General features: G+C 70.3%; 19 protein-coding genes. 4 read left to right on the top strand and 15 right to left on the bottom strand.

The window, feature by feature from the left end; translation table 11 throughout:
- Nucleotides 1–13: 13 nt before the first annotated feature.
- The 15 genes from caldi_RS03180 to caldi_RS03110 form a co-directional block, all read right to left on the bottom strand.
- Nucleotides 14–625, bottom strand: a complete 612-nt coding sequence (locus tag caldi_RS03180; protein ID WP_264843668.1) for a class II aldolase/adducin family protein — start codon at nucleotides 623–625, stop codon at nucleotides 14–16.
- A 30-nt stretch (nucleotides 626–655) separates the two neighbouring features.
- Nucleotides 656–1,567, bottom strand: a complete 912-nt coding sequence (locus caldi_RS03175; protein ID WP_264843667.1) for a creatininase family protein — start codon at nucleotides 1,565–1,567, stop codon at nucleotides 656–658.
- 225 nt (nucleotides 1,568–1,792) lie between these two features.
- The gene (locus tag caldi_RS03170; RefSeq protein WP_264843666.1) at nucleotides 1,793–2,812 is read right to left on the bottom strand and encodes a LacI family DNA-binding transcriptional regulator; all 1,020 of its coding nucleotides are present in this window, start codon (nucleotides 2,810–2,812) and stop codon (nucleotides 1,793–1,795) included.
- A 657-nt stretch (nucleotides 2,813–3,469) separates the two neighbouring features.
- Nucleotides 3,470–3,907, bottom strand: coding sequence for an Hsp20/alpha crystallin family protein (locus caldi_RS03165; protein WP_264843665.1), 438 nt, complete (start codon nucleotides 3,905–3,907; stop codon nucleotides 3,470–3,472).
- A gap of 118 nt (nucleotides 3,908–4,025) precedes the next feature.
- Nucleotides 4,026–5,510, bottom strand: coding sequence for an amidase (locus caldi_RS03160; protein ID WP_264843664.1), 1,485 nt, complete (start codon nucleotides 5,508–5,510; stop codon nucleotides 4,026–4,028).
- A 365-nt stretch (nucleotides 5,511–5,875) separates the two neighbouring features.
- Nucleotides 5,876–6,949, bottom strand: coding sequence for an NAD(P)/FAD-dependent oxidoreductase (locus tag caldi_RS03155; RefSeq protein WP_264843663.1), 1,074 nt, complete (start codon nucleotides 6,947–6,949; stop codon nucleotides 5,876–5,878).
- The gene (locus caldi_RS03150) at nucleotides 6,946–8,256 is read right to left on the bottom strand and encodes an FAD-dependent oxidoreductase (RefSeq protein WP_264843662.1); all 1,311 of its coding nucleotides are present in this window, start codon (nucleotides 8,254–8,256) and stop codon (nucleotides 6,946–6,948) included. Before caldi_RS03150 ends, caldi_RS03155 begins: the two co-directional genes overlap by 4 nt.
- Nucleotides 8,253–8,576 (bottom strand): (2Fe-2S)-binding protein, encoded by a 324-nt coding sequence (locus tag caldi_RS03145; RefSeq protein ID WP_264843661.1) that lies wholly within the window; start codon nucleotides 8,574–8,576, stop codon nucleotides 8,253–8,255. The genes caldi_RS03150 and caldi_RS03145 overlap by 4 nt, the downstream gene beginning before the upstream one ends.
- A gap of 79 nt (nucleotides 8,577–8,655) precedes the next feature.
- Nucleotides 8,656–9,684: an ornithine cyclodeaminase family protein gene (locus tag caldi_RS03140; protein ID WP_264843660.1), complete on the bottom strand. Its 1,029-nt coding sequence runs from the start codon at nucleotides 9,682–9,684 to the stop codon at nucleotides 8,656–8,658.
- A gap of 27 nt (nucleotides 9,685–9,711) precedes the next feature.
- Complete coding sequence (locus caldi_RS03135; protein WP_264843659.1) at nucleotides 9,712–11,505, bottom strand: hydantoinase B/oxoprolinase family protein; 1,794 nt, start codon at nucleotides 11,503–11,505, stop codon at nucleotides 9,712–9,714.
- A complete protein-coding gene (locus caldi_RS03130; protein ID WP_264843658.1) occupies nucleotides 11,502–13,562 on the bottom strand; it encodes a hydantoinase/oxoprolinase family protein in 2,061 nt (686 codons plus the stop codon). The genes caldi_RS03135 and caldi_RS03130 overlap by 4 nt, the downstream gene beginning before the upstream one ends.
- A gap of 28 nt (nucleotides 13,563–13,590) precedes the next feature.
- Entirely contained in the window at nucleotides 13,591–15,084 is a 1,494-nt protein-coding gene (locus caldi_RS03125; protein WP_264844718.1) for a tripartite tricarboxylate transporter permease, read from the bottom strand.
- Nucleotides 15,085–15,112: 28 nt separating this feature from the next.
- Entirely contained in the window at nucleotides 15,113–15,574 is a 462-nt protein-coding gene (locus tag caldi_RS03120; RefSeq protein WP_264843657.1) for a tripartite tricarboxylate transporter TctB family protein, read from the bottom strand.
- A gap of 94 nt (nucleotides 15,575–15,668) precedes the next feature.
- Nucleotides 15,669–16,739, bottom strand: a complete 1,071-nt coding sequence (locus tag caldi_RS03115; protein ID WP_264843656.1) for a tripartite tricarboxylate transporter substrate binding protein — start codon at nucleotides 16,737–16,739, stop codon at nucleotides 15,669–15,671.
- Nucleotides 16,740–16,850: 111 nt separating this feature from the next.
- Complete coding sequence (locus caldi_RS03110) at nucleotides 16,851–17,708, bottom strand: MurR/RpiR family transcriptional regulator (RefSeq protein WP_264843655.1); 858 nt, start codon at nucleotides 17,706–17,708, stop codon at nucleotides 16,851–16,853.
- Between the two features lie 404 nt (nucleotides 17,709–18,112).
- On the opposite strand from caldi_RS03110, the gene caldi_RS03105 reads away from it, so the two are divergent.
- The 4 genes from caldi_RS03105 to menC all read left to right on the top strand — a co-directional run bounded on the left by caldi_RS03105 (nucleotide 18,113) and on the right by menC (nucleotide 21,999).
- On the top strand, nucleotides 18,113–19,258 hold the full coding sequence (locus caldi_RS03105) for a RuBisCO large subunit C-terminal-like domain-containing protein (protein ID WP_264843654.1): 1,146 nt from the start codon (nucleotides 18,113–18,115) through the stop codon (nucleotides 19,256–19,258).
- Nucleotides 19,259–19,280: 22 nt separating this feature from the next.
- Complete coding sequence (locus tag caldi_RS03100) at nucleotides 19,281–19,676, top strand: cupin domain-containing protein (RefSeq protein ID WP_264843653.1); 396 nt, start codon at nucleotides 19,281–19,283, stop codon at nucleotides 19,674–19,676.
- A gap of 267 nt (nucleotides 19,677–19,943) precedes the next feature.
- On the top strand, nucleotides 19,944–20,801 hold the full coding sequence (locus tag caldi_RS03095; protein ID WP_264843652.1) for a MurR/RpiR family transcriptional regulator: 858 nt from the start codon (nucleotides 19,944–19,946) through the stop codon (nucleotides 20,799–20,801).
- An 82-nt stretch (nucleotides 20,802–20,883) separates the two neighbouring features.
- The gene (gene menC, locus caldi_RS03090; protein WP_264843651.1) at nucleotides 20,884–21,999 is read left to right on the top strand and encodes an o-succinylbenzoate synthase; all 1,116 of its coding nucleotides are present in this window, start codon (nucleotides 20,884–20,886) and stop codon (nucleotides 21,997–21,999) included.
- The last annotated feature ends 1 nt before the right edge of the window (nucleotide 22,000 follow it).

The raw sequence follows: 22,000 nt of genomic DNA, 5'->3' as shown, positions 1-22,000 counted from the left end.
CCCTCCCGGGCGGTCAGTCTTGGGGTCCCCGAAGGATCCGCACCAGGAGGGCGGTACGCGCCGCGTCCTCCAGGTACTGACTTAGGTAGAAGGCCGAGTACAGGTCGGGGCCGACGGTGATGCTGCCGTGCTCGGCCAGGACCGCCGCCCGGATCTCGGGGTCCCGGAACGCCGCCTCGACCATGGCGGCGAGCTCCCGGGACCCCGAGGGAGCCGGCGGAACCAGCGCCACCTTCCCGCCCAGGAAGGCCCGGGCGGCGCCCGTCAGCGCCGGCGGGAGCTGATGCACCGCCGCGAACGCCGTCGTGTAGGGGGGGTGCAGGTGTACCACCGCGCCGACCTCGGGCCGCCGGCGGTAGATGGCGAGGTGGAAGAACATCTCCTTGGAGGGGCGCAGATCGGTGCCCTCGAGGACCCGCCCGTCCAGGTCGACGAGGAGCGTGTGCGCGGGGGTCATGTCACCCAGCGAGAAGCCCGTCGCCTTGATGAGGACCCGGTCCTCGCCCGGCACCCGGACGCTCAGGTTGCCGCTGACCCCGGGGACCAGCCCCAGGGCGTAGGCCCGGTGGGAAAGCTCGACCAGGGTGCGGCGGAGGTCGGCGATGGTATCCGTCTGCGCCGGCATCGGCCTCGTCTCCCTCGACTCAGGGGTGACTCAGGGATTCCACGCACGCTCGGGGTAGTCCCGGTTCCTGACCTCGACCGGGAACTTCCGGACCTCCTCGATGAAGTCGGCGAGGTGCCGGGCCATCCGCTTGAAGATCTCCTCGCCCTTCTCCGCCCGGGCCCGGAACGGGTTGCCGATCACGGCGGTGTCCGAGTATTCGTGGTGCTCCATCGGCACCCAGATGTTCTCGGAGCCCTGGAAGTTCACCGTGCCGGTGCCGTCGATCTTGGAGAAGTTCGGGCCCATCCAGTGCGGGGCATGCGCCCGGTCGGCGACGGCCCGGTTCATGTCGACCAGACCAGGGTGCACCGCCATGACGCAGGAGGTCTCGAGTTCGCTGGAGTGCCAGCCCGGCGTCTCCTCCGGCGGGTTCTCCAGGACGTCCTTCAGGACGTTGATCTCCCGCTCCGTCGGCGTCTTGTAGAAGGCGAAGAATCCACCGGTGCGGTAGCGCAGGTAGCGGAGGAGCTCGTCGATCGGCTTCGTGTTCGACCCGTGGTGGCTGACGAAGACGATCTTGTTGAAGCCGTGGAAGATGAGGCTCAGGGCGATGTCGTGCATGATCCGCCGGTACGTCTCGGCCCGCAGGGTGATCGTGCCCGCTCCCTCGTGGAGGCGCCCCATGTGGTGCGGCGAGTAACCGAAGGGCATGAGCGGCGTGTAGAGGCAGTCCGCCATCTCGGAGGCCATGACCACGGCCGTCATCGTGATGTAGCTGTCCGTGCCGAGGGGGATGTGCGCCCCGTGCTTCTCCGTGCTCCCCAGCGGCACCATGACCACGTCCTGGCCCGGCTCCTTCAGGCGCTCTGCGACCTCGGCGAAGGACAGCGCCAGGATGTTGCGCTTCCGACCCTTCTCCGGGACATCGTGCAGGTAGAAGCTCTCGTAGGCGTGACCCACAGCGGACCCTCCAGTCGGGATGAGTTGGGGGTTGCGGAAAAGCTTTTCCTTTACGATAGGAGGGCCAGCCTGGGGGTGTCAAACGCACAGACGGCGAATTGGCTGGATTCTTCCTCTCCTGGCTCGCCATATCGTTTCTTTTTGCGCATTTGGACCGAAGTTTCCCTCTTCTCCGGGGCCAAGAAGAGGGGGAACACCGCTGGGGCTCGGGGCCAGCGGCCCCCGTCAGGCCTGCAGGGTCCCTACAGGGCCACCGCTCGACTCCCGCACCACGAGCCGGGTCGTCAGCTGGCGGGAGGCCGGCGGCCTGCCGGTGTCGAGGAACTCGAACAGCATCTCCATCGCCTGCCGGCCGAGATCGGCCCCGGCGATGGCCACGGTCGTCAGTGCGGGGCGCAGGAACCGGGCGATCGGCACGTCATCGAAGCTCACCACGGCGACGTCCTCCGGCACCCGCAGGCCGAGCTCCTGGAAGGCCCGCAGCGCCCCGATCGCCATCTGGTCGTTGGCCACGAACAGCGCCGTCGGCCGTTCGCCGTGGCCGCTCCGGAAAATGCGCCGCACCGCCTCGTAGCCGCCCTCCGGCCGGAACCCGCCGGAGGTGACCCACTCGGGTCTCAGGGGCAGCCCAGCCTCCTGGAGCACCCGGCGGTACCCGACAAACCGCGCCCGGGAGCTGTTCGACTCCGGCGGCCCCGTGATACAGCCGATCGCCCGGTGGCCGAGCGCCACCAGGAGGCGCGTGGCTTCCATCGCCCCGCCCTCGTTGTCCGGGTGGATGGCCGGGATCCCCGGCGCGCCGTACCCGATCCAGATGATCTTCAGCCCCGACTCCGCCAACGAGCCGGGCTCCACGCCGTGCTCCGTGTCGCCGCCGGCCAGGATGACCCCGTCCACCCGCTTCTCCTGGAAGACGCGCAGGTAGCGGACCTGCCGCTCCCGATCCCGGTTCGTGTTGCCGAGGAGCACGACGAGCTGCCGCTCGCTCGCCACCGCCTCCACGCCGCTCAGGATGTCGGCGTAGTAGGTGTTCGAGATGTCGGGGACCAGGAGCCCGATCGTCGCCGTCCGTCCGCGCAGGAGGCTCTTGGCGAGGTCGTTCGGGGAGAAGTTGAGCTCGCGGGCCGCCTCGAGCACCCGCTGGCGCGTGCTCTCGCGGACCGGGTGGCCGACGTTGTTCAGGACCCGCGAGACGGTCGCGATCGACACGCCCGCCCGCTTCGCGACGTCGCGTATGGTCGCCATCGACGGTACTCCTTCGTAGCCGCTCCATGGCAAGAATACACCGAACCGCCGCGCATCCCTGCCTCGCAGGTACACGGAGCGGCGCCCGCGCGGGTCACCGCCCCAGTCCGCGGCCCCGGCCCGAGCGGGCCGGAGTCGGGGGGGCGGTCTTGGCCGCGCGGCCCCGGGTGGTGGGTCCCGCAGTGCAGAATGCCGGTGCGCGCTGCGGCACGAAACGCACCGATTGCGCGGCGAACAGGCCCGTCGACTCTCAACTTTTGCGCCACCACCCCCTATCACACGGGTCAGGAGGGAAAAGGTGACGCCATTTGGGGGCGTCAAGGCGACCCGCGTGTGTTGTTATGTCTACCATGGACTCCTCGCCGGGCGTTGCTCACGCAGAAGTTGCGCGGCAGGCGCACCCCTTGCCGCGCAACTTCTGCGCCTTGTGTCCAGAGTCTTCCAGGTCAGCCCTGCTTGCCTCCGAACACCCGGACCCCACCCCACCGCCTCCCCCTTCGCCACGACACCGGCCCCGCGGCGAGAAAGGCGCCCCCTCCCGCCGTCGGGGAGGGGGCAAGCGGCCGGCCCGTCGACCCGCCGGCCGCATTTCGCGAGACAGAGGCCAGGTGCCTCCCAGGTGCCTCCGGTGAACTTTGCCGGAGGATGACCCCTACGTCAGCCTTCGATGGGAACCCGGCGCCCGCGCCCCTCGTCCTTGACCTTGCGTACGCGCACCGTCAGCAGCCCTTCGTGGAACCGGGCCGTGGCGCTGTCGGGGTCGACCGGGACATGGAACGGGACCACGCGGTGGAAGTTACCGTAGCGCCGCTCACTCACGTAATACCCTGCCTGCTCGCGGGTGACCTCCTGCCGGACCTCACCCCGGATCTCGACGGAGTCGGGGTTGACCCGGACCTCCACCTGGTCCTTGCTGACGCCGGGAAGCTCCGCCCGGACCACGATCTCCTCGCCCTGCTCGTAGACCTCCACTGCCGGGGCGAATTCCCGACCTTCCCGCATGAACGGGAGTGGCACCAAGGTGAAAGGCCGCTCGAAGAACTGCCGCATCTCCCGGAACCACTGTTCGAACGGGTCCGGACGAATCAGGCTCATGGCTTGACCCCCCTGCATCAGAACGTACCGCGCGTCATCGCGGCAGGGATGAATTTGCCAGCAGGGCGGCCTCCTCCTGCCCGGGCCTCTCCCGACGGCGGGGCTGAAAAGCGGTACGTCAAACAGGCCGGGCGGCGGGGATCCGGTACAGGTCCTTCCACGGCCGCACCCGCTCGAGGGCGGCGCTGGCGGCGAGAACGTCCGCGTCGGCGTAGCGCCGGCCGATGATCTGCAGCCCTACCGGCAGGCCGTCGTCCGACAGCCCGGCCGGTGCCGAGGCGGCCGGATGCCCGGTGAAGTTCACGACGTAGGTGAGGCACCAGCCGATGAGCGGGTCCACCGCCTCGCCTTCGACCTCACGCGGCCCGACCGTGTTCCCGTCGGTGGCGTTGTCCACGGCCACGGTCGCCAGGGTGGGCGTGACGAGGAGGTCGTACCGGTTCAGCACGCCCTGGATCGCGTCGTACACCTCGGTGCGGATCTCCTGGTCCCGGATGAACTCGAGCATGGTCATCCGGTAACCCCGGTCGACCCACTCCAGGTACTCGGGCGGGAAGTCCTCCCGGTGCTCTCCGAGGAGGTCGATCCCCTGGCGCCGGAAGCTCTCCAGCGCGCCGATGTTGATCGGCATGATGAGCCGGCACCAGACGTCGCTGAGCTCCCGCTGGTGGTGGCGGATGCCCACCCGGACCGGTTCGACCCGAGCGCCCGCCTCCTCGAACGCCCGGACGGCCTCGTCGACGACCTTGCGTACCCGCCGGTCGACCGGAAAGACATCCAGGTCCGGGCTGTACGCGATCTTCATCCCCCGAATGGACCGGCGCACGGCGCCGGCGAAGTCCACGGTCTCGTCCAGGCTGAAGGGGTCGCGGGGATCGTAGCCGGCCAGCGCGCTCAGGACCAGGGCGGCGTCCTCCACTGTCCGGGTCAGGACGCCCTCGAAGATGAAGGGTGTGTCGAGGGAGAACGCGTTGGGCCGCGCCACCGCCGGCACCCGGCCGAACGACGCCTTGTACCCGTACACGCCGGACCAGGCCGCCGGGATGCGGATCGAGCCGCCGCCGTCGGTCCCCTCGGCGAACGGTACCAGCCCGTCCGCGACCGCCGCGGCGCTGCCGCCCGACGATCCGCCGGGGTTCTTGGCCAGGTTGAAGGGGTTGCGCGTGGGGCCGAAGAGGTAATTGTCCGTGGTGCCCCGGAAGCCCATGATAGGGCTGTTCGTCTTGCCCAGGATGATCGCTCCGGCCCGCTCGATGCGCTCAGCCCAGGCGCAGTAGGCGTCGATCACGTGGCCCTTCAGGGCCCGGATCCCGCCCAGGGTGCTCGGCCAGCCGGGATGGAAGTCGAACAGGTCCTTCATGGCGGTGGGCACCCCGTGCAGCGGGCCCAGTTCCTCGCCGCGCAGCACCGCCTGCTCGGCATCCTTCGCCCGGCGCCGGGCGTCGTCGAACGCGAGGTAGACGAACGCGTTGAGACTCGGGTTCCGGCGTTCGATGCGCTGGATGAAGGCGTCCGTCACCTCCACCGGCGACAGGTCCCGGCGCCGGACGCGTGCGGCCAACTCGGTCGCCGGGAGGTACGCGAGCTCGTCCGACAGCGCCATGCGTCCCGACCTCCTCTCCGATGGGGAAACCGGCCTGGCGCCTCCGACCACCGGCGGCGGATGGAAGGATCATCCAGCCGGTTTCCACTATTCCGAACTACGGCGCAGGACGGCAAAGTCCTGCCTCCCCCGGCATGGCCGGCCCGCCCGGAGTGGCCGGCGAAATTCCTCGAGGTGCTGGGAACCCGCATCGAGCCCTGACCGGTGGGACGCCGACCGGTCCGGGGCCAGCGCCGCAAAGTGAGGAAACCCCCGGCCGGGCCACGAGACGAGGCCGGAGGCTTCGGGCAACACCATGGCGTTACGCCCCGGGGCGGGGTATCCCCGTCCCCGCCGCACCGGGTCCAGACCGCACCCGAAAAGGCCTACCCGAAACGCGTGATACTGTACGGCTCCATCGGCACCGAGGGCTCCTCCCCGCACATGACCTCCGCCATGAGCGTCCCGACGAGGGGCGCCAGGGTGAAGCCGCTGTGAAGGGCCGCCACGAACACCCCGGGCTTCCCCGGCACCGGCCCGAGGATGGGCAGCCCGTCCTGGGGCATGGCCCTGAGCCCGCTGAAGCACCGAACGACGTGGGCGGCGGCCAGGGCGGGCACCATCCGCTGCGCCAGCCGCGCCCCCTCCAGCATGGGGGCCAGCGAATTGCCCTTGTCGTACCCCACCTCCTCGTAGGAGAAGCCGATCAGCATCTCCCCGTTCACCGCCTGCCGCATCCCCACCATCGTGTGGCGGATGAGGGGCGCCAGGGGCTCCGTCACCAGCACCTGGCCCCGCACCGGCCGGACGGGGATGCGGATGCCGAGCATCGCGCCGAGCTCCGGCGCCCACGGCCCGCCGCAGATCGCCACCTGCCGGGCCGTGACGCTCCCTCGCTCCGTGTGCACCTGCACGCCGCCGTCCGTCAGCTCCATCCCCGTCACGGCCGTGTAGGTCCAGTACGTCACGCCGCGGGCCTGGTTGGCCCGCATCACCGCAAAGACCAGGCGCAGCGAGTTCACGTTGCCGTCCGCGGGGCTGTAGGTGGCACCCAGGACGTCCGGGCTGACGGCGGGCTCGAGCGAGAGGATCTCTTCCCGCGTGAGCAGGCTCACGTCGATCCCCACGGCCCGCTGGCGCTCCACCAGCTCCCGGGCCTTCTCCACCTCTCCGGGCGTGAAGAGAAGGCTGATGCCGCCCGTGCGCTGGTACTCGATGTCCGCCCCGAGCCGCTTTTCGAAGTCCGGGTACATCATCGCGCTGAGGTGGTTGAACTCCCCGTAGAAGGGCGGGCTCTTCGTGTGCACCCAGACCCAGGACTGGGTCGCCCCGGAGGTGCCGCTGGCCGGGAAGGCCCGGTCGACGACGAGGATGGACCTGCCGGCTTCGGCCAGGTGGAAGGCGACGCTGCCGCCGACGATGCCGCCGCCCACGACCACGACGTCGTAATCGAACTTCACGGGTGCGGCTCCTCCCCCTCCGGATGAATGGCCCGCTCCAGCAGGGAGACGTCCCGCCCGGCGGCGGCCAGCTCGCCCAGCCGCACGGGGCGCACCGGGGGACGCAGCCGCATGGGCCGGAGTTCCACCGCCCCCGGCCGGTCCGGCCGCAGCGGACCGCCGGGCGCCGCGGCGCCAGAGCCCGCCTGCCCCCGGGTGGCGGCCCCGCGCAAGGCCAGCAGGTTCATCACGGTGCGCGTGCAGTTCTTGCCCTGGCAGAAGCCCATGCCGCACCGGGTCATGCGCTTGACGTCATCGACCGTCCGGGCCCCGGCACGGATGGCGTCCTCCACCTCGGTACGCGGGATCTCCTCGCAGCGGCAGACCAGGGCGAACTCGTCCACGGGAAGCGGCCGCTCCGGGGCCGAGAGCCGGGCCGGAGGCGGCAGTTGCCGGATCAGATCCCACCGGCGGGCCGCCGCCTCCGCTCGGGTCAGGGCTCCCACGTGCTCCGCCGCCGAGATCCCCGCGATCGCCCCTGACCCGATCGACATCGCCAGGTTCCCGGCACCGCCGGCGCTGCCAGCGACGAAGACCCCGACAAGCGGCGTCCGGCCCGTGCTGGGGTCGTGCTGCGGCACGCCATCGGCGCCGATCGGGCACCCGGCCGCGTTCAGCAGCTCCACCTGGGGCAGGCGGCCGACCGCCAGCACGACGAGGTCGGCGGGCCGGGTCTGGCCGCCGACCGTCACCTCCTCCACCCGCCCCTGCCCGCCGGCGCTCTCGATGTCCTGCACCTGCTCCACCGCGGCGCCGCAGAGCTCGAGGAGCCGGGCGACCCGCCCGGCCTCCGAGGTATCGCCAACCACCACGGCCTGCCGGCCGGGGAGGAATCCGTGGCGGTTGATCAGCCGCTCCACCGCCGGCGCCGTCATGACGCCGGGCAGGGTCCAGCCGGTGAAGGGATACGGCGCCGGCAGCGACCCGGTGGCGACCACCACGGCCCCCGCCTCGACGGCCTCCACCCGCCCGTCCCGCCGCACGGCGACGGTGCCGGGAGCGCCGGGAAAGAGGCCCCACGCCAGGGTGCCCGTCTCGATCGTCGCGCCGGCGGCCCCGGCGGCCGCCACGAGCTCCCGGGCTGCCTGGTCGGCCCGGCGGCCGGCGAGGGCCGGAGGGGAATCGAGGGTGTCGACCCGGCAGGCCAGCCGCCCACCGGCCCACGGCGCCTCCTCCACGACCACGACCTGCACTCCGGCGGCCGCCGCCGCCCGCGCGGCCGACAGGCCGGCCGGACCGCTGCCGATGACCACGACGTCCGCCCTCACCGCCGCTCCTCCCCCAGCAGGTCGAGCTCGCCCCGGGGCAGGCGGACCCGCATGCCCGCGACGACCGGCGCGACACAGGCGAGGACGCCCGGCCGGCCGTCCACCTCGACCCGGCACTCACCGCACGTCCCCTCGGCGCAGTAGAGCCCCCGCGGCCGGTCGAGCTTGCGGGTGTGCCCGAAGGCGTGAATCCCGGCCGCCAGCAGGGCGACGGCCAGCGGTTCGCCGGCGTGGGCCTCGACCGGCCGGCCTTCCACGTAGATCGTGACGGGCTCGCCCCGGGGCACGGGTCCGAGAACCGGATGACTCGCCAGACGCATACGTCAGCTCCCACGTTTTCGCGCGATCTCGTACCGGCCACCCACCCCGCTTCCGTGGGGTGGGTAGCCCGCTCGAATATCACTTCGAGAACGGCTCCCGCCACAGCACCAGATCGCTACCGATCCCTCGTTCCCTGGCCGTGCGCAGGACCCGGCTGGCGACGGCCACGTCCTCCAGGCCCATCCCGACCGAGGCGAAGAGGATGAACTCGCCGGCGCTCTGCCGGCCCGCCTTGCGGCCGATCACCACCTCGCCCAGTTCGGCGTGGATGCGATCGTCGGGCAGGAGGCCTTCCCGGTGCATGAAGCACAGCGTCTGGCTGCCCCGGTGCTTGATCTCCTCCCAGTTGTCGACGACGATCTTGCTCGCCCGGTCGGCCACCGCATACTCGAATTCATGGCCGCCCACGGCGGAGTAGAAGAGCCCGGGTTCGATCCACTCCGCCTTGACGACGGGCTCCTTCGAAGTGGTGGCCGTGACGAGTACCTGGCTGCCGCGGACAGCCTCCTCGGCGGAGTTCACCGGCCTCACCTCGATTCCGAGGTCCGCGGACATTTCCTCCGCGAACCGCTCGCGGCGGCCCCGGTCCACGTCGAAGGCCTTCACCTCCTTCAGCGCCGGGAGGACAACTTTGAGGGCCCTGAGCTGGGTCCGGCTCTGCACGCCCGTCCCGATGATCCCGGCGATCTCGCTGTCCGGGCGGGCCAGGTACTTGGCGGCCACGCCCGTCACGGCGCCGGTTCGCACGGCGCTGATCAGCGTCCCGTCCATGATGGCCAGGGGAACGCCCGTGTCCGGATCGTTGAGGATGGTGATGCCGACGGCCCTCGGCAACCCGTTCGTGAAGGGGTTCTTGGGGAAACCGGAGATCCACTTGATGCCGGCCATGTGCACGTCGCCGCCCACGTACGCCGGCATGGCGTTGATGCGCCCGTGCGAGTACTCGGACTCGATACCCCCCCAGCGCAACACGGTCTTGGAGGGAAGCACCACGTCACCCCGGGCATGGAGCGCGAACACGTTCTCGATGTCCTGCACGGCAGCGGCCATGTCGGCCCCGCCGCAAGCGATCACGTCGTCCTGGTTCAGGAAGCGAACGGTCAGCATGTCTACATGACCTGCCTTTTCGCGGGGTTAGACGCTGGGAAAGAAGCCAGCCTGCTGGTTCCGGGCGCCACGCAGCTCCTGGCGGAGGCGCGCGGTGGCTTCCAGGTCGAGACGCCCCTCGGCGTCCACGACGACGCCGTAGACCTCCCGCGCCGCCCGGACGCTGACTTTCCGCTCCAGCACGTCCTGCGCGACCCGCTCGGGTTCCCGCTCCAGCGGGTCGCCAAACCCGCCGCCGCCGGGCGTCTGGGCGCTGAGGACATCGCCCGGAGCGAGGCGGACGTGCGACACCTTCCCGGACGCCAGCCTGCGCTCCTGGGGGGTGCCAGGGTTGATCACGAAGCGACCCGCCTTCGCCGGCATCCCTCCCTCTAGCCCCCAGGGGGCGAACTTCTGGCGGTCGGCGTGGGACGAGAACTCGACGTCGCGGCCCAGGATCCGGATATCCCGGCGGATCCCGAGGCCGCCGCGCCACCGCCCCGGTCCGCCGGAGTCGGGGATGAGGCCGTAGTGCTCGATGAGAAGGGGGTACTCGAGCTCGAGCGCCTCGACGGGGAGGTTGGAGGAGTTCGTCACGTGGACCTGCACCCCATCCATGCCGTCCTTCGAGGGCCGGGCGCCGAACCCGCCGCCGATGGTCTCCGGGTACACAAAGTAGTTGGCCCCCTCCGCGTCGAACCCGGCGAACATGACCGCGGACATGGCGCTGTGGCAGGCGGCGGGAATCCGGTCGGGAATGGCCTGCGCGAGCGCGCCCAGGACCGTGTCCACGATCCGCTGGGCCGTATCGGTGCGGCCCGCGACCGCGGCCGGCGGCACCGCGTTGACGATGGTGCCCTCGGGCGCCGTGATCCGGATCGCCCGGTGGTAGCCTCCGTTCGCCGGGATGTCGGGGTCGAGGGCCGCCTTCAAGGCGAAGTACACCGTCGCCTCCAGGGCGGTCCGGACGATGTTGATGGCGCCTCCGGCGTGCCGGCCCGAGCCGGTGAAGTCCAGGTGGATGCTGTCACCCTGAACGCGGACGGTGACGGTGATTGGGATGGGCTCGTCGGTGATCCCGTCGTCGTCCATGTAGTCCGTGAACGTGTAGGTGCCGTCGGGCACCTTCTCGATGGCGAGACGGATCCGGCGCTCGGCGTAGTCGAGCAGGCCGACCATGGCCCCGGTGACCGTGGCCACCCCGTACCGCCGGCACGCCTCCTGGAGCCGTTCCACGCCCACGCGGTTGGCGGCGATCTGGGCCTGGATGTCGCCCTCCCGCTCCCGGGGCAACCGGGAGTTGAGCAGGATGAAGTCGAGGATCTCCGTCTGCAACCGGCCTTCGCTGACCAGGCGCACCAGCGGGATGCGCAGCCCCTCCTGGTAGATACTGGTGGAGTCGCCCGAGTTGCTACCCGGGACCCGGCCGCCGACGTCGGAGTGGTGTGCGATGTTGGCGGCGAAGCCAACCAGCTCGCCTTCGTAGAAGACCGGAGCGGCCACGGTGATGTCCGGGAGGTGGGTGCCGCCGCCGCTGTACGGGTCGTTCGTCACGAACATGTCGCCCGGCCTTACGCCGGACTCGCCGTAGCGCGCCTTGATGGCCCGCACGATGCCGAGCATGGAGCCCATGTGCATGGGGATGTGGTCGGCCTGGGCGATCACGTTCCCGTCCCGGTCGAAGAGGGCGGCCGAGCAGTCCGCCCGCTCTTTGATGTTCGAGGAGTACGAGGACCGGATCAGCCGGGCGCCCATCTCCTCGGCGATCGACATGAAGTAGTTGCCCAGCACCTGGACGGTTACCGGATCGAGTTGCGCACGAGCGGATGGACCTCCGTTCACGCCCGTCCCACCTCCACGACCAGGTTGCCGTATGCGTCCACGGTCACCGCGCAGCCGGGCGGAACGACCGTGGTGGTGTCGAGTTGCTCGACGATCGCAGGCCCTTCAAACCGGTCGCCGGCCCGCAGGTGATCGCGCGCGTAGACCGGGGTCTCGACGTAGTCCCCCGCGGCCGGGAAGAAGACCGGCCGGCGCTCGAGCACGGCGTCGGGCGGAGGCGTACCGGTGCCCTTCGCCAGCGCGGCGATCGGGAGCTTCGGCGCGTCGCCCATGGCCACCAAGCGGAAGTTCACGAAGTGGACGGGAGAGGACGGGTCGGCGAAGCCGTAGTTCTTCTCGTGGCCGAGGTGGAAATCACCGACGACCTGTTCGAGGACCTGCACGGTGAACTCGCCGTCCGGGACCGCCACGGGGAGCTCGTGGTTCTGCCGGCTGTACCGCATGTCCACGCTCCGGACGAACCGGCGCTTCTCCGGCGGAACCCCTTCCCGGTCGAGCCAGTCTCCGGCCAGCGCCTCCATCTCGGCGAAGACCCGGTTCACTTCGGGTACGGCCTCGGGCACCGCCGGCAGCACCCGCGAGCGGACGTAATCGCTCCGCAGGTCCGTAGCCAGGAGGCCCATGGCGCACAGGATGCCGGGCCTGGTAGGGACGAGTACCGTGCTCATGCCCAGCTCGGCCGCCAGCTCCGCCGCGTGGACGGGGCCGGCACCGCCAAAGGCGAGGAGCACGTAGGACCGGGGGTCCTCACCCTTGTCGACCGACACCGCCCGGATCGCCCGGGCCATGTTCGAATTGACCACCCGCAGCACGCCCATGGCGGCCTCCACCGCGGGGACGCCGAGCCCCTGGGCCAGCCGGCCGACCGCCCGCTCGGCGGCCGCATAGTCGATGGCCACACGTCCGCCCAGGAGGTACCGCGGGTTGAGGCGCCCCAGTACCACGTTGGCGTCCGTGACGGTCGCCCTGTCGCCACCCAGCCCGTACGCGGCCGGCCCCGGACGGGCGCCGGCGCTCTCCGGACCCACCCGCAGGGCACCCGCCGGATCGATCCAGGCAATGCTGCCACCCCCGGCCCCGATGGTGTGGATGTCCACCATGGGGACGCGGATCGGGTACCCGGAGATGCTGCGCTGGCTCGAGACGGTCGGGGTCCCGCTCTTGACCAGGCACACGTCGGTGCTCGTGCCGCCCATGTCGAAGGTGATGATGTCCTCGAAGCCGGCCGTGCGGGCCACGTACGAAGCCCCGACGACGCCGGCGCTGGGGCCGGAGAGGGCCGTGCGGACGGGGTTGTCCTGCACGGTGCGCAAGGAGATGATGCCGCCGTTGGACTGGGTGACGAAGGGCTCCACCGCAACGCCGAGGTCGCGCACCCGGTCGCCCAGGTTCTTGATGTACCGGCTCATCACCGGCCCCAGATAGGCGTTGATGACCGTCGTGCTGAAGCGCTCGTACTCGCGGAATTCCGGTGCGACCTCGTGGGACGCCGACACGTAGAGGTGCGGCGCCGTCCCCTCGGCGACGTCCCGGGCACGGGCCTCGTGCTCCGGGTTGCGGTACGCGTGGAGGAAGCAGATCGCCAGGGCCTCGATGCCGCGGCGCGCCAGCGATTCGACCGCCGCCTCCACCTCGTCGGGATCGAGCGGTACCAGCACGGTGCCGTCGCTGCGAAGCCGCTCCGCCACCTCCTCGCGGAGGTACCGGGGCACGATCGCCGGAGGCTTGTCCGCGAACAGGTCGTAGAGGCTGGGCCGTTTCTGCCGCCCGATGTCCAGCAGATCCGCGAATCCACGCGTCGTGATCAAGCCGACGCGCGCCCCCTTGTGTTCGAGGAGAGCGTTCGTCGCCACCGTGGTCCCGTGGGCGAGGTACACCACGTCGGCGGGGCTTGCGCCGGCCTGGTCGAGGATCGCCCGGATGCCGTCGACGATGGCGACGGACTGGTCGTGCGGGGTACTTAGCAGCTTGAACACGTGCACGGTGCCGGAGTCCGGATCGAACAAGCTGACGTCGGTGAACGTGCCGCCCACGTCCACACCGACCCGAACCTGCATGCCTCATCCCCTCGTTCTGACGAAACGGTCACTTTGCCGCCCGGACCTCAGCCTCGGCCCCGCCTTTCTCGCCAGCGCCCAGATTCCACCGGCGGGTCAGCCACAGCGAAACCCCGGCGAGGACCACGAAGCCAAGGAAGATCGGACGTTGCAGGAAGATGGCCGGCGAGATGGAGATCGCCTGGCGGAACGACGTCTCCGCCATGGGTCCCAGGATGAACCCCAGCACGAGGGGGGCCAGCGGCCAGGACCACTCGGCCAGCACCCACCCCACCAGGCCGAACGCGAGCGCGACCCACACGTCGAACATCGTGTTGCGGATGCTGTACGCCCCCGCCACGCAGACGCCGAGGATGACCGGCGCGAGGATGCGGTAAGGGATCCGCGCGATCCGGACCCACAGACCCACGAGCGGGAGGTTGAGGATCAGGAGGATCACGTTGGCGACCAGGAAGCTGGCGATCACCGTAGCCGTGAAGGCCGCATTCTCCGTGAAGAGGGTGGGCCCCGGGATGAGCCCGTAGACGATGAGCGCGGCCAGGATCAGCGCCATGGTGGGACTCGTGGGGATCCCCAGGCTCAGGAGCGGTACGAACCCGGCCATGGCGGCGGCGTTGTTGGCCGCCTCGGGAGCCGCCACGCCCTCGATGGCCCCCCGCCCGAAACGTTCCGGGTGCCGGGACCGCTGTTTCTCGTAAGAGTAGGCGAGGAACGAGGTGATCGAAGGCAGCATCCCCGGCAGCAGACCCAGCAGGAACCCGAGTACGGTGGCCCTTCCGCCGGCGGCCATCCCCTGTCGCAGTTCCTCCCCGCTCGGCAGCAGCCGGCCGAGACGCCCCTGAAAGATCCCCGGACTCCCCTCCTGGAGCTCCCGTAGCACCTCGCCGATACCGAACAGGCCGATCATCACGGGCACGATGTCGAACCCCTGCAGGAGCGCCTCGGACCCCAGCGTCAGGCGGGTGACGCTCGACCCGACGTCGATCCCGACCGCGGCGAGCACCATCCCCAGAACGGCCATGATCAGCCCCCGGATCACGGACCGACCCGAGAGCCCGGCGATCGCGGTGAGGCTGAAGACGGCCAGTCCGAAGTACTCCGCCGGACCGAACAGCAGGGCGAACCGGGCGAGCGGGGGGCCGACCAGGTACAGAACCACCGTGCCGAAGATGCCCGCCACGAACGAGACGATGGCGGCGATGGCCAGCGCCGGCCCCGCGCGGCCCTGCCGGGTCATGGCGAAGCCGTCCAGCGCGGTCGGCACGGACGAGACCTCTCCGGGGATGTTCATCAGGATGGCGGTCGTGGAACCCCCGTACATCGCCCCGTAGTAAATGGCCGCGAGGGCGATCACCATGCCGGTCGGGGGGAGGTACGTCGTCAGAGGGAACAGGATCGCGACGGCCGAGACCGGCCCCAGCCCGGGCAACACCCCGACCAGCGTCCCCAGGAGGCAGCCCAGGAACGCGAAGAGCAGGTTTCCCGGGGTCATGACGTTCGCGATGCCCTCGAGCAAGCCCACGAAGCTCAACCTGTGCGCCTCCCTCGTCTCACGGCCAGGCGATCATGCCCCGGGGCAGCACCATGCCCGCCTGGGCGAACACGACCGCCGACCCGACCCCAAAGAGAGCGGAAAGCGCGATCGCTGCGGCCCAGCGGTAGTTGCCCAACACTCGCAGGTAGGTCAGGAAGAACAGCACGGTGGAGACGAGGTACCCCAGCCGCGGGGTGAGGAACACGTAGCCGGCGAGGATGACCAGGCACACGGTCACCCGCCGGGCACCGCCGGCAGGACCGCCTCCGGTCGCCGGACCCGGGTCCCCAGCAAACTCTCCCCGATGCCGGCCCAGCAGCGTGAGGATCATCAGTGCCGCGCCCAGCAGCACCAGGTACCCACCGGCCTGACGCCCACCGAGCTGGCTCCCGTACCGGGAGATCAGCCGCCACCCCTCACCGGCGGTCACGAGGGCCAGGACGGTCAGCAGCGCGAAAAGCGCCTTGGTGCGGCGCATGGTGACGCCCCCTCTCCCGGCGTTCGTGATCGCGGGGCCGCGGCCGCCGGGCCGCCACATAGCCGCGGCCCCGCCCAGTGGCCGGCTTCCCGGCCTACTTGGTCGTACCGACCTTGGCTGCCAGCGTCTTGAACATGTCGGCTTCCTTCAGCACGTAGTTCCGGGTGTCTTCAGGCCCAAGGTAGGAGGGGTACGCGCCCACGGCCTCCAGTTCCTTGGCGACTTCGGGGTCCTGCGCGACCTTCTGCGCCGCGGCAGCCAACCTGTCGACGACGTCCTGCGGCAGCCCCTTCGGCCCCGAGATGCCGACCCACCAAGTCATGTCGGCGCCCGGGTAGCCGAGTTCCGCCGTGGTCGCCACGTCCTCCAGCGCCGGCAAGCGCTTGGCCCCGGTCACGGCCAGGACCTTCAGGTCGCCCGACTTCCGGAGCGAGAAAACCGCGCTGGCGCCGGCGGCTCCGAACTGCACGTGACCCCCCGCCACCGCCTGGACGCCGGGGCCGCTCCCCTGGAAGGGCACGCGCTTCGTCTTGGCGACGTCGATGCCGGCTACGTCGAAGAGCTGCAGCAGGGAGAAGTCCGTGGTCGTGTTTCCGCCCAGGTAGGTCCAGCTGAAGGACGCCGGATCCTTCTTTGCCGCCTCGATCGCCTCCTGGAGGGTGTTCCACGGCGACTTCCCGTTCACGAAGTAGGCGTGCGGGGCCACGGAGATGCGGGCGATGAAGGTCCGCTCCTCCAGCTTGTAGGGCAGGTCCTCCACCAGGGCGTGGAGCGAGCTGAACGCTGCGCCTTCGGCCAGCAGCGTGTAGCCGTCCGGCTTGGCCATCAGGACGGACATAACGCCCGGGATCTGGTTGCCGCCCGGCTTGTTCACCACGTTGACAGGTACGCCGAGTTCCTTGGACAGGGCCTTGGCGATGACCCGGGCGGCCACGTCCGTTCCGCCGCCGGCGGGTAGCGGAACCACGAATTCGATGGCCTTGTTCGGGTAGTCCGAGCCCTTCTTGGCGGAGCCGGACGCCTGGGCGGACGAACCGGCCGCGGCGGGGCCGGAACCCCCGGCAGGCGTCTCTGTCGCCTTGCCCCCGCAGCCGGCCGCCGTCACCACGAGAGCGGCGGCAGCAACGAGCGCCGGCGTGAGTCGGGACGACTTCAGCAGAGCCATGGTACGACCTCCGTTTCGCACAAGGTACGGTTTGCGGCAGAACAGCGAGCGCTGGTGGTTCTACGGAACACCGCCCACCTCCCCTGACCGGTCTGGCCTCCGGGGCCGACCCTACTTCAGCCGCGCGAACGTGTCGCTGGCGTCGAGGACGCGGTCCAGCTCCTGGAGCCGCTGCATGACGAGTTCGGGGTTCTGGAGAGCGACGAGACCGGCGATCCCGTTGAGCAGCGAGGCGGCTGCGACGTAGGTGTCCACAGGCCCCGAAGACGCACTCGCGACGCAGAACCAGCACTGGGCGAGGGAGACGAACGGCGAGAGCGGGCTGTCCGTCACGGCGATCAGGGGGATCCCTTTCTGGGCGGCCAGTCTGGCGAACTGTAGGGTCGACATCGTGTAACGCGGGAACGCCACGATGACGGCGACGTCCTCCGGACCGGCCCCAACCAGCGCGTCGAAGAGCATGCCGGGCTCCCGCCCGAGGATATGGACTTTTCCGAGCAGCGTGTCCATGATCCGGCCGAAGAACTCGGCCGGCCCCGCGGACAGGCGCTGCCCCAGCACCAGGATCCGCCGCGCGCGGACGAGGAGGCGCACGGCCCGTTCGACGTGGCCCGGATCCACCCGGCTCATCGTGGTCCGGATGGCGTCCACGTCGTCCTGCATCAGGGCCTGCAGCGACGGCGGCTGGCCTGGCGAGGCGTCGGGCTCGACTGCCGAGAGCCGCATCGTGTACCGGTTGGACCAGACGATCCGCTGCGCCTCGGCCTGGAGCTGGGCGTAGCCGGCGAACCCCAGGGCCTGCGCCGCCCGGATCACCGTGGCGGTGCTGACCCGGATTCGCTGCGCGACCTCCCGGACCGACAGGAACGCGAAGTCCTGCGGCCGCTCGAGGAGGTGGGTCGCTACCCGCTTCCCCCCCTGCGAGAGGCCCTCCGAAGCCTGACGAATCCGCTCCGACAAGCTGTCCACGCGCACCCCGCCCTGGATGTCACATTTGCTACTTCAAAGGGCGCATCTGTATCGTTCGTTACATTCTCCTCGGACAGACGAAGTCCTGCTGTCGACCGACAAGAATGCATGTGAACATGTGAACTCGATCTGACACTCACCGCGACCGATCGACTGTCCGCCCACGACGGCACCAGCCACGGGGGAATCCCCCGGGGCCTCCTGGACGCGATCCGGCGGGAGTCCTGTGGCGAAGGCCTCCCGGGCGGCATGCCGGCGGGCGGGGACGCTCGCCCGCAGGCCAGGGCTTGCCCCGCGGGTCCCGGGGTTGGTACAGTCGTGGTGATCCAGCGTCGAGCCGGGCTTCCCTCGTATCCGTCACGCTGCCGCGCTGCAGCAGCCTTCCGCTCCCACGGAGGTCGCCGATGCCCGCCAAGAGCTCCCTCAACCTCTCCGGCAACCGCTTCGCCGTGGCCTACCGCCTCAGCGATTCCCTGGAGGCCGCCTGGGCCCGGGCGCAGGACATCTGCTTCGAGCAGACGGTGGAATTCCCGGAGGAACTGCTACCGGCAGGGGAGATCCGGGACCACCTCGTGGGCCGCGTCGAGGCCCTGGAGGAACTGGAGCCCGGCCAGGTAGAGGTCGTGGTCAGCTACGCGGTGGAGATCGTGGGCGCGGACCTGACCCAGCTCCTCAACGTGGTGTTCGGCAACATCAGCCTGAAGCCCGGGGTCCGCCTCGAGCGGCTGGAGTTGCCGGAGAGCCTCCTCCAGCGCTACCGGGGGCCCCGCTTCGGCCGGGAGGGCCTGCGCGACTGGCTCGGAGCATCCGGACGGCCGCTCCTCGCCACTGCCCTCAAACCCGTGGGGCTCACCTCCCACGAGCTGGCGGAGCAGGCCTACCAGTTCGCGCTCGGGGGCATCGACATCATCAAGGACGACCACGGTCTCACGGATCAGCCCTTCGCCCCGTTCCGGGAGCGGGTGGAGCGGTGCGCGGAGGCAGTCCGCCGCGCCAACCGGGAGACCGGGGGTCGTTCGATCTACGTGGCCAACGTCACCGCCCCCGGGGAGGAAGCGCTCGAACGGGCGCTGCTGGCGAAGGCGGCCGGGGCGGGCGGGCTCCTGGTTTGCCCGGGGCTGACGGGGTTCGATACCATGCGGCGTCTGGCGGAAGACGACCGCATCGCCCTTCCTGTGATGAGCCACCCCGCCTTCCTGGGGAGCTGGGTGACGAGCCCGACCAGCGGCATCTCCCACCACGCCCTGTTCGGCCAGATCATGCGCCTGGCCGGTGCCGACGCGGTGATCTACCCGAACTGGGGCGGGCGGTTCTCGTTCAGCCGGGACGAGTGCCGCCAGATCGCCGAAGGCTGTGAGGCGCCGATGGGGCACCTGAAGCCGGCCTTTCCGACCCCGGCGGGCGGCATGACCCCGGAGCGGATCCCGGAGATGTCGGTGTTCTACGGTCAGGACGCGATCTTTCTCATCGGCGGTGGCCTCCACCGGGACGGCCCGGACCTGGCACAGAACAGCCGCCGGTTGGTGGATCTGCTGTTGCAGTACCGATGAAGGGCGGGAGGAGTTCGGGTCGATGGCGGTCATCAAGCGGTACACCGGCGACGGCGAGGCTCACTCCTGGGAGGGCGTGGAAGTCCAGCGCTACGGCGATGGCGCTTCCCTCGGCGCCTCCGTGCAGCGGCTCATTGGCCGGCAGGAGGAGGCGCCGACGTTCGCGCTCCGGTACTTCGAAATCCAGCCGGGCGGGTACAGCGTGCTCGAGTCCCACGCTTACGAACACGGCGTGGTCATCTTCCGGGGCTCCGGCACGGTGCTCCTGGGCGATGAGGAGCACCCGGTCCGCACCGGCGATGTGGTGTACATTCCGGGCTGGGAACGGCACCAGTTCCGGAACCCGGGTCCGGACGTGCTCGGGTTCCTCTGCATCGTCCCCGCGAACCGGCCGCGGTCGGCCCACTCGGTGGACTGAGACCGGCCGTACCAGGGCCCCGGGCGAACCGCCCGGGGCCCCCTTCGTTCGCGCCGGCGAACCGGCCAGCCCGGCGCAGGCCCACACAGGACATGGGTACTGCCTGCCGAACAGCGACGGGAACCGGCAGGAGTTCTGTAGAGGTCCGAGAATGTAATGAAGCACATCCTTCATCAGCAGCCATTTCTGGCGTAATTCCTTCACACCAACCCGCGCGGTGCGGCTCCGCCACCCCCCCGACCGCGCGGAGAACAAGGAGGCGATGCAGTGCCGGAAGGGGCATCCCTGCCCGAACGAATGCAGCAGGCCGGCCCGCGCCTGACGCCTCGGCAGCGCCAGGCGGCCGAGTGGATCGCGCGCACGTTCCCTCAGGTCGCATTCCTGACAGCCGCGCAGGTGGCACGCGAGGCGGGCGTCAGCGAGGCCACCGTGATCCGCCTGGCCGTGGCCCTGGGCTACGCCGGGTACCCGGAACTGCAGGCAGCCGCCAGAGAAGGTCTGGGGCGGACACTCCGGACCTTCAGCCGCCAGGCGGCCGACGCGCAGGGGCCGGGAGGGGTCCTGCACCGGGTTCTGGAACAGGAGGCCGCCAACATCCGCGGGCTCCGCAATCACATCACCGAGGCAGACTTCGAGCGGGCCGTGAACCTCCTCTGTGAGGCCGAGGCCATCCACGTCGTGGGCGCCCGGTCTTCCCGCTTCCTGGCGCAGTACCTCGGCTTCATCCTTCGTGCCATGCTCGGGCCGATGGTCCACATCCTGGACGGCGGGGTAGGCGACGCGGCGCCCCACGTCGCCGGGATGGGCCCCGGCCACGTGGCCGTCGTCTTCACCTTTCCCCGCTACACCCGCACAACGGTCGACATCGCCCGGGCCGCCCGACGCAGGGGGGCAGCGGTCGTGGGGATCACCGACAGCCCGCTCTCGCCCCTCGTCCCCCACTCGACCGTCGCCTTCACCTGTCCAATCGACTCGGGCTTCACCTGGGACTCGTACGCGGCGGCGTTCGGGCTGGCCGGAGCGCTCCTCGGGGCGGTGAGCCTCGGGCTGCGCGAGCGCGTGGTCCGGACCCTCGGGCGACTCGAGGAAGCCCTCAAGGACCTCGACCCGTTCCTCGGCCCCTGAATGCCACGGTCACCCGGGACCCGGCTCACACAACGAAGCATCCGACGAATCGTCTGACGAACCAAGGAGGTACAGCCCGCCCGTGCGCGTGGAACAAGTCCGGCTCCGCCAGGTCCGGATGCCGCTCAAGAGCTACTTCGAGACCAGCTTCGGGCGCCAGTACGACCGGGAGTTCCTCATCGTCGAGGTCCGCGGCGAGGGTCTTCGCGGGTACGGAGAAGTCTCCACCATGGCTGCCCCGCTGTACAACGAGGAGACGACGGCCTCCGCCTGGGTGATCCTGGAGCAGAACTTCATCCCCCAGGTCCTGGGCCGGGACTTCCCCCACCCCCACGACCTCGCCGCCGCCCTTCAGCACTTCCGGCGCAACCACATGGCGAAGGCCGGCCTCGAGAACGCGTTCTGGGACCTGTACGCACGGGCCCAGGGGCAGCCCCTCTGGGCGGTGCTGGGCGGCGACCCGGCACGCAAGGCGGTCCCCGTCGGCATCAGCCTCGGGATCCAGGAGCACCCGGAGACCCTGCTGGACCAGATCGCACAGGCACTGCAACGGGGTTACCGGCGGATCAAGGTCAAGATCCGCCCCGGGTGGGACGAGCCGATCATCGCCGCCATCCGGGAACGCTTCGGGGACATCCCCCTCATGGCCGACGCCAACTCGGCCTTCACGCTGGCCGACCTGGACCTCCTGCGTCGACTCGACCGGCATGGCCTCATGATGATCGAGCAGCCGCTGGCCCATGACGATATCGTCGATCACGCGCGGGTCCAGGCCGAACTCTCTACCCCGATCTGCCTCGACGAGTCCATCCACAGCCCCGAGGACGCCCGCCGGGCCCTCGACCTGGGGTCCTGCCGGATCATCAACGTCAAGGTCGGGCGCGTGGGCGGCCTGAGCGCGGTGCAGGCGCTCGACCGGCTCGCCCGCCAGCGGGGGGTACCGCTGTGGTGCGGCGGGATGTTGGAGTCGGGAATCGGCCGGGCCATCAACCTGCACCTCACCACGCTGCCGGGCTTCACGCTGCCCGGGGACACGTCGCCCAGCGACCGGTACTGGGAGCGGGACATCGTGAGCCCGCCCTTCACCCTGAACGCCGACGGCACCATCACGGTCCCGACGGGCACGGGCATCGGGGTGGATATCGATGAGGAGGCCCTGGACCACTACACGGTCACCGCAAAAGACTTTGCCGCCTGAG

It is taken from the genome of Caldinitratiruptor microaerophilus (assembly GCF_025999835.1).
Classification (GTDB): Bacteria; Bacillota; Sulfobacillia; order Symbiobacteriales; family ZC4RG38; genus Caldinitratiruptor; species Caldinitratiruptor microaerophilus.
The sequence above is the reverse complement of the archived record's forward strand: the minus strand, read 5'-3'. Positions and strand labels throughout refer to the sequence as shown.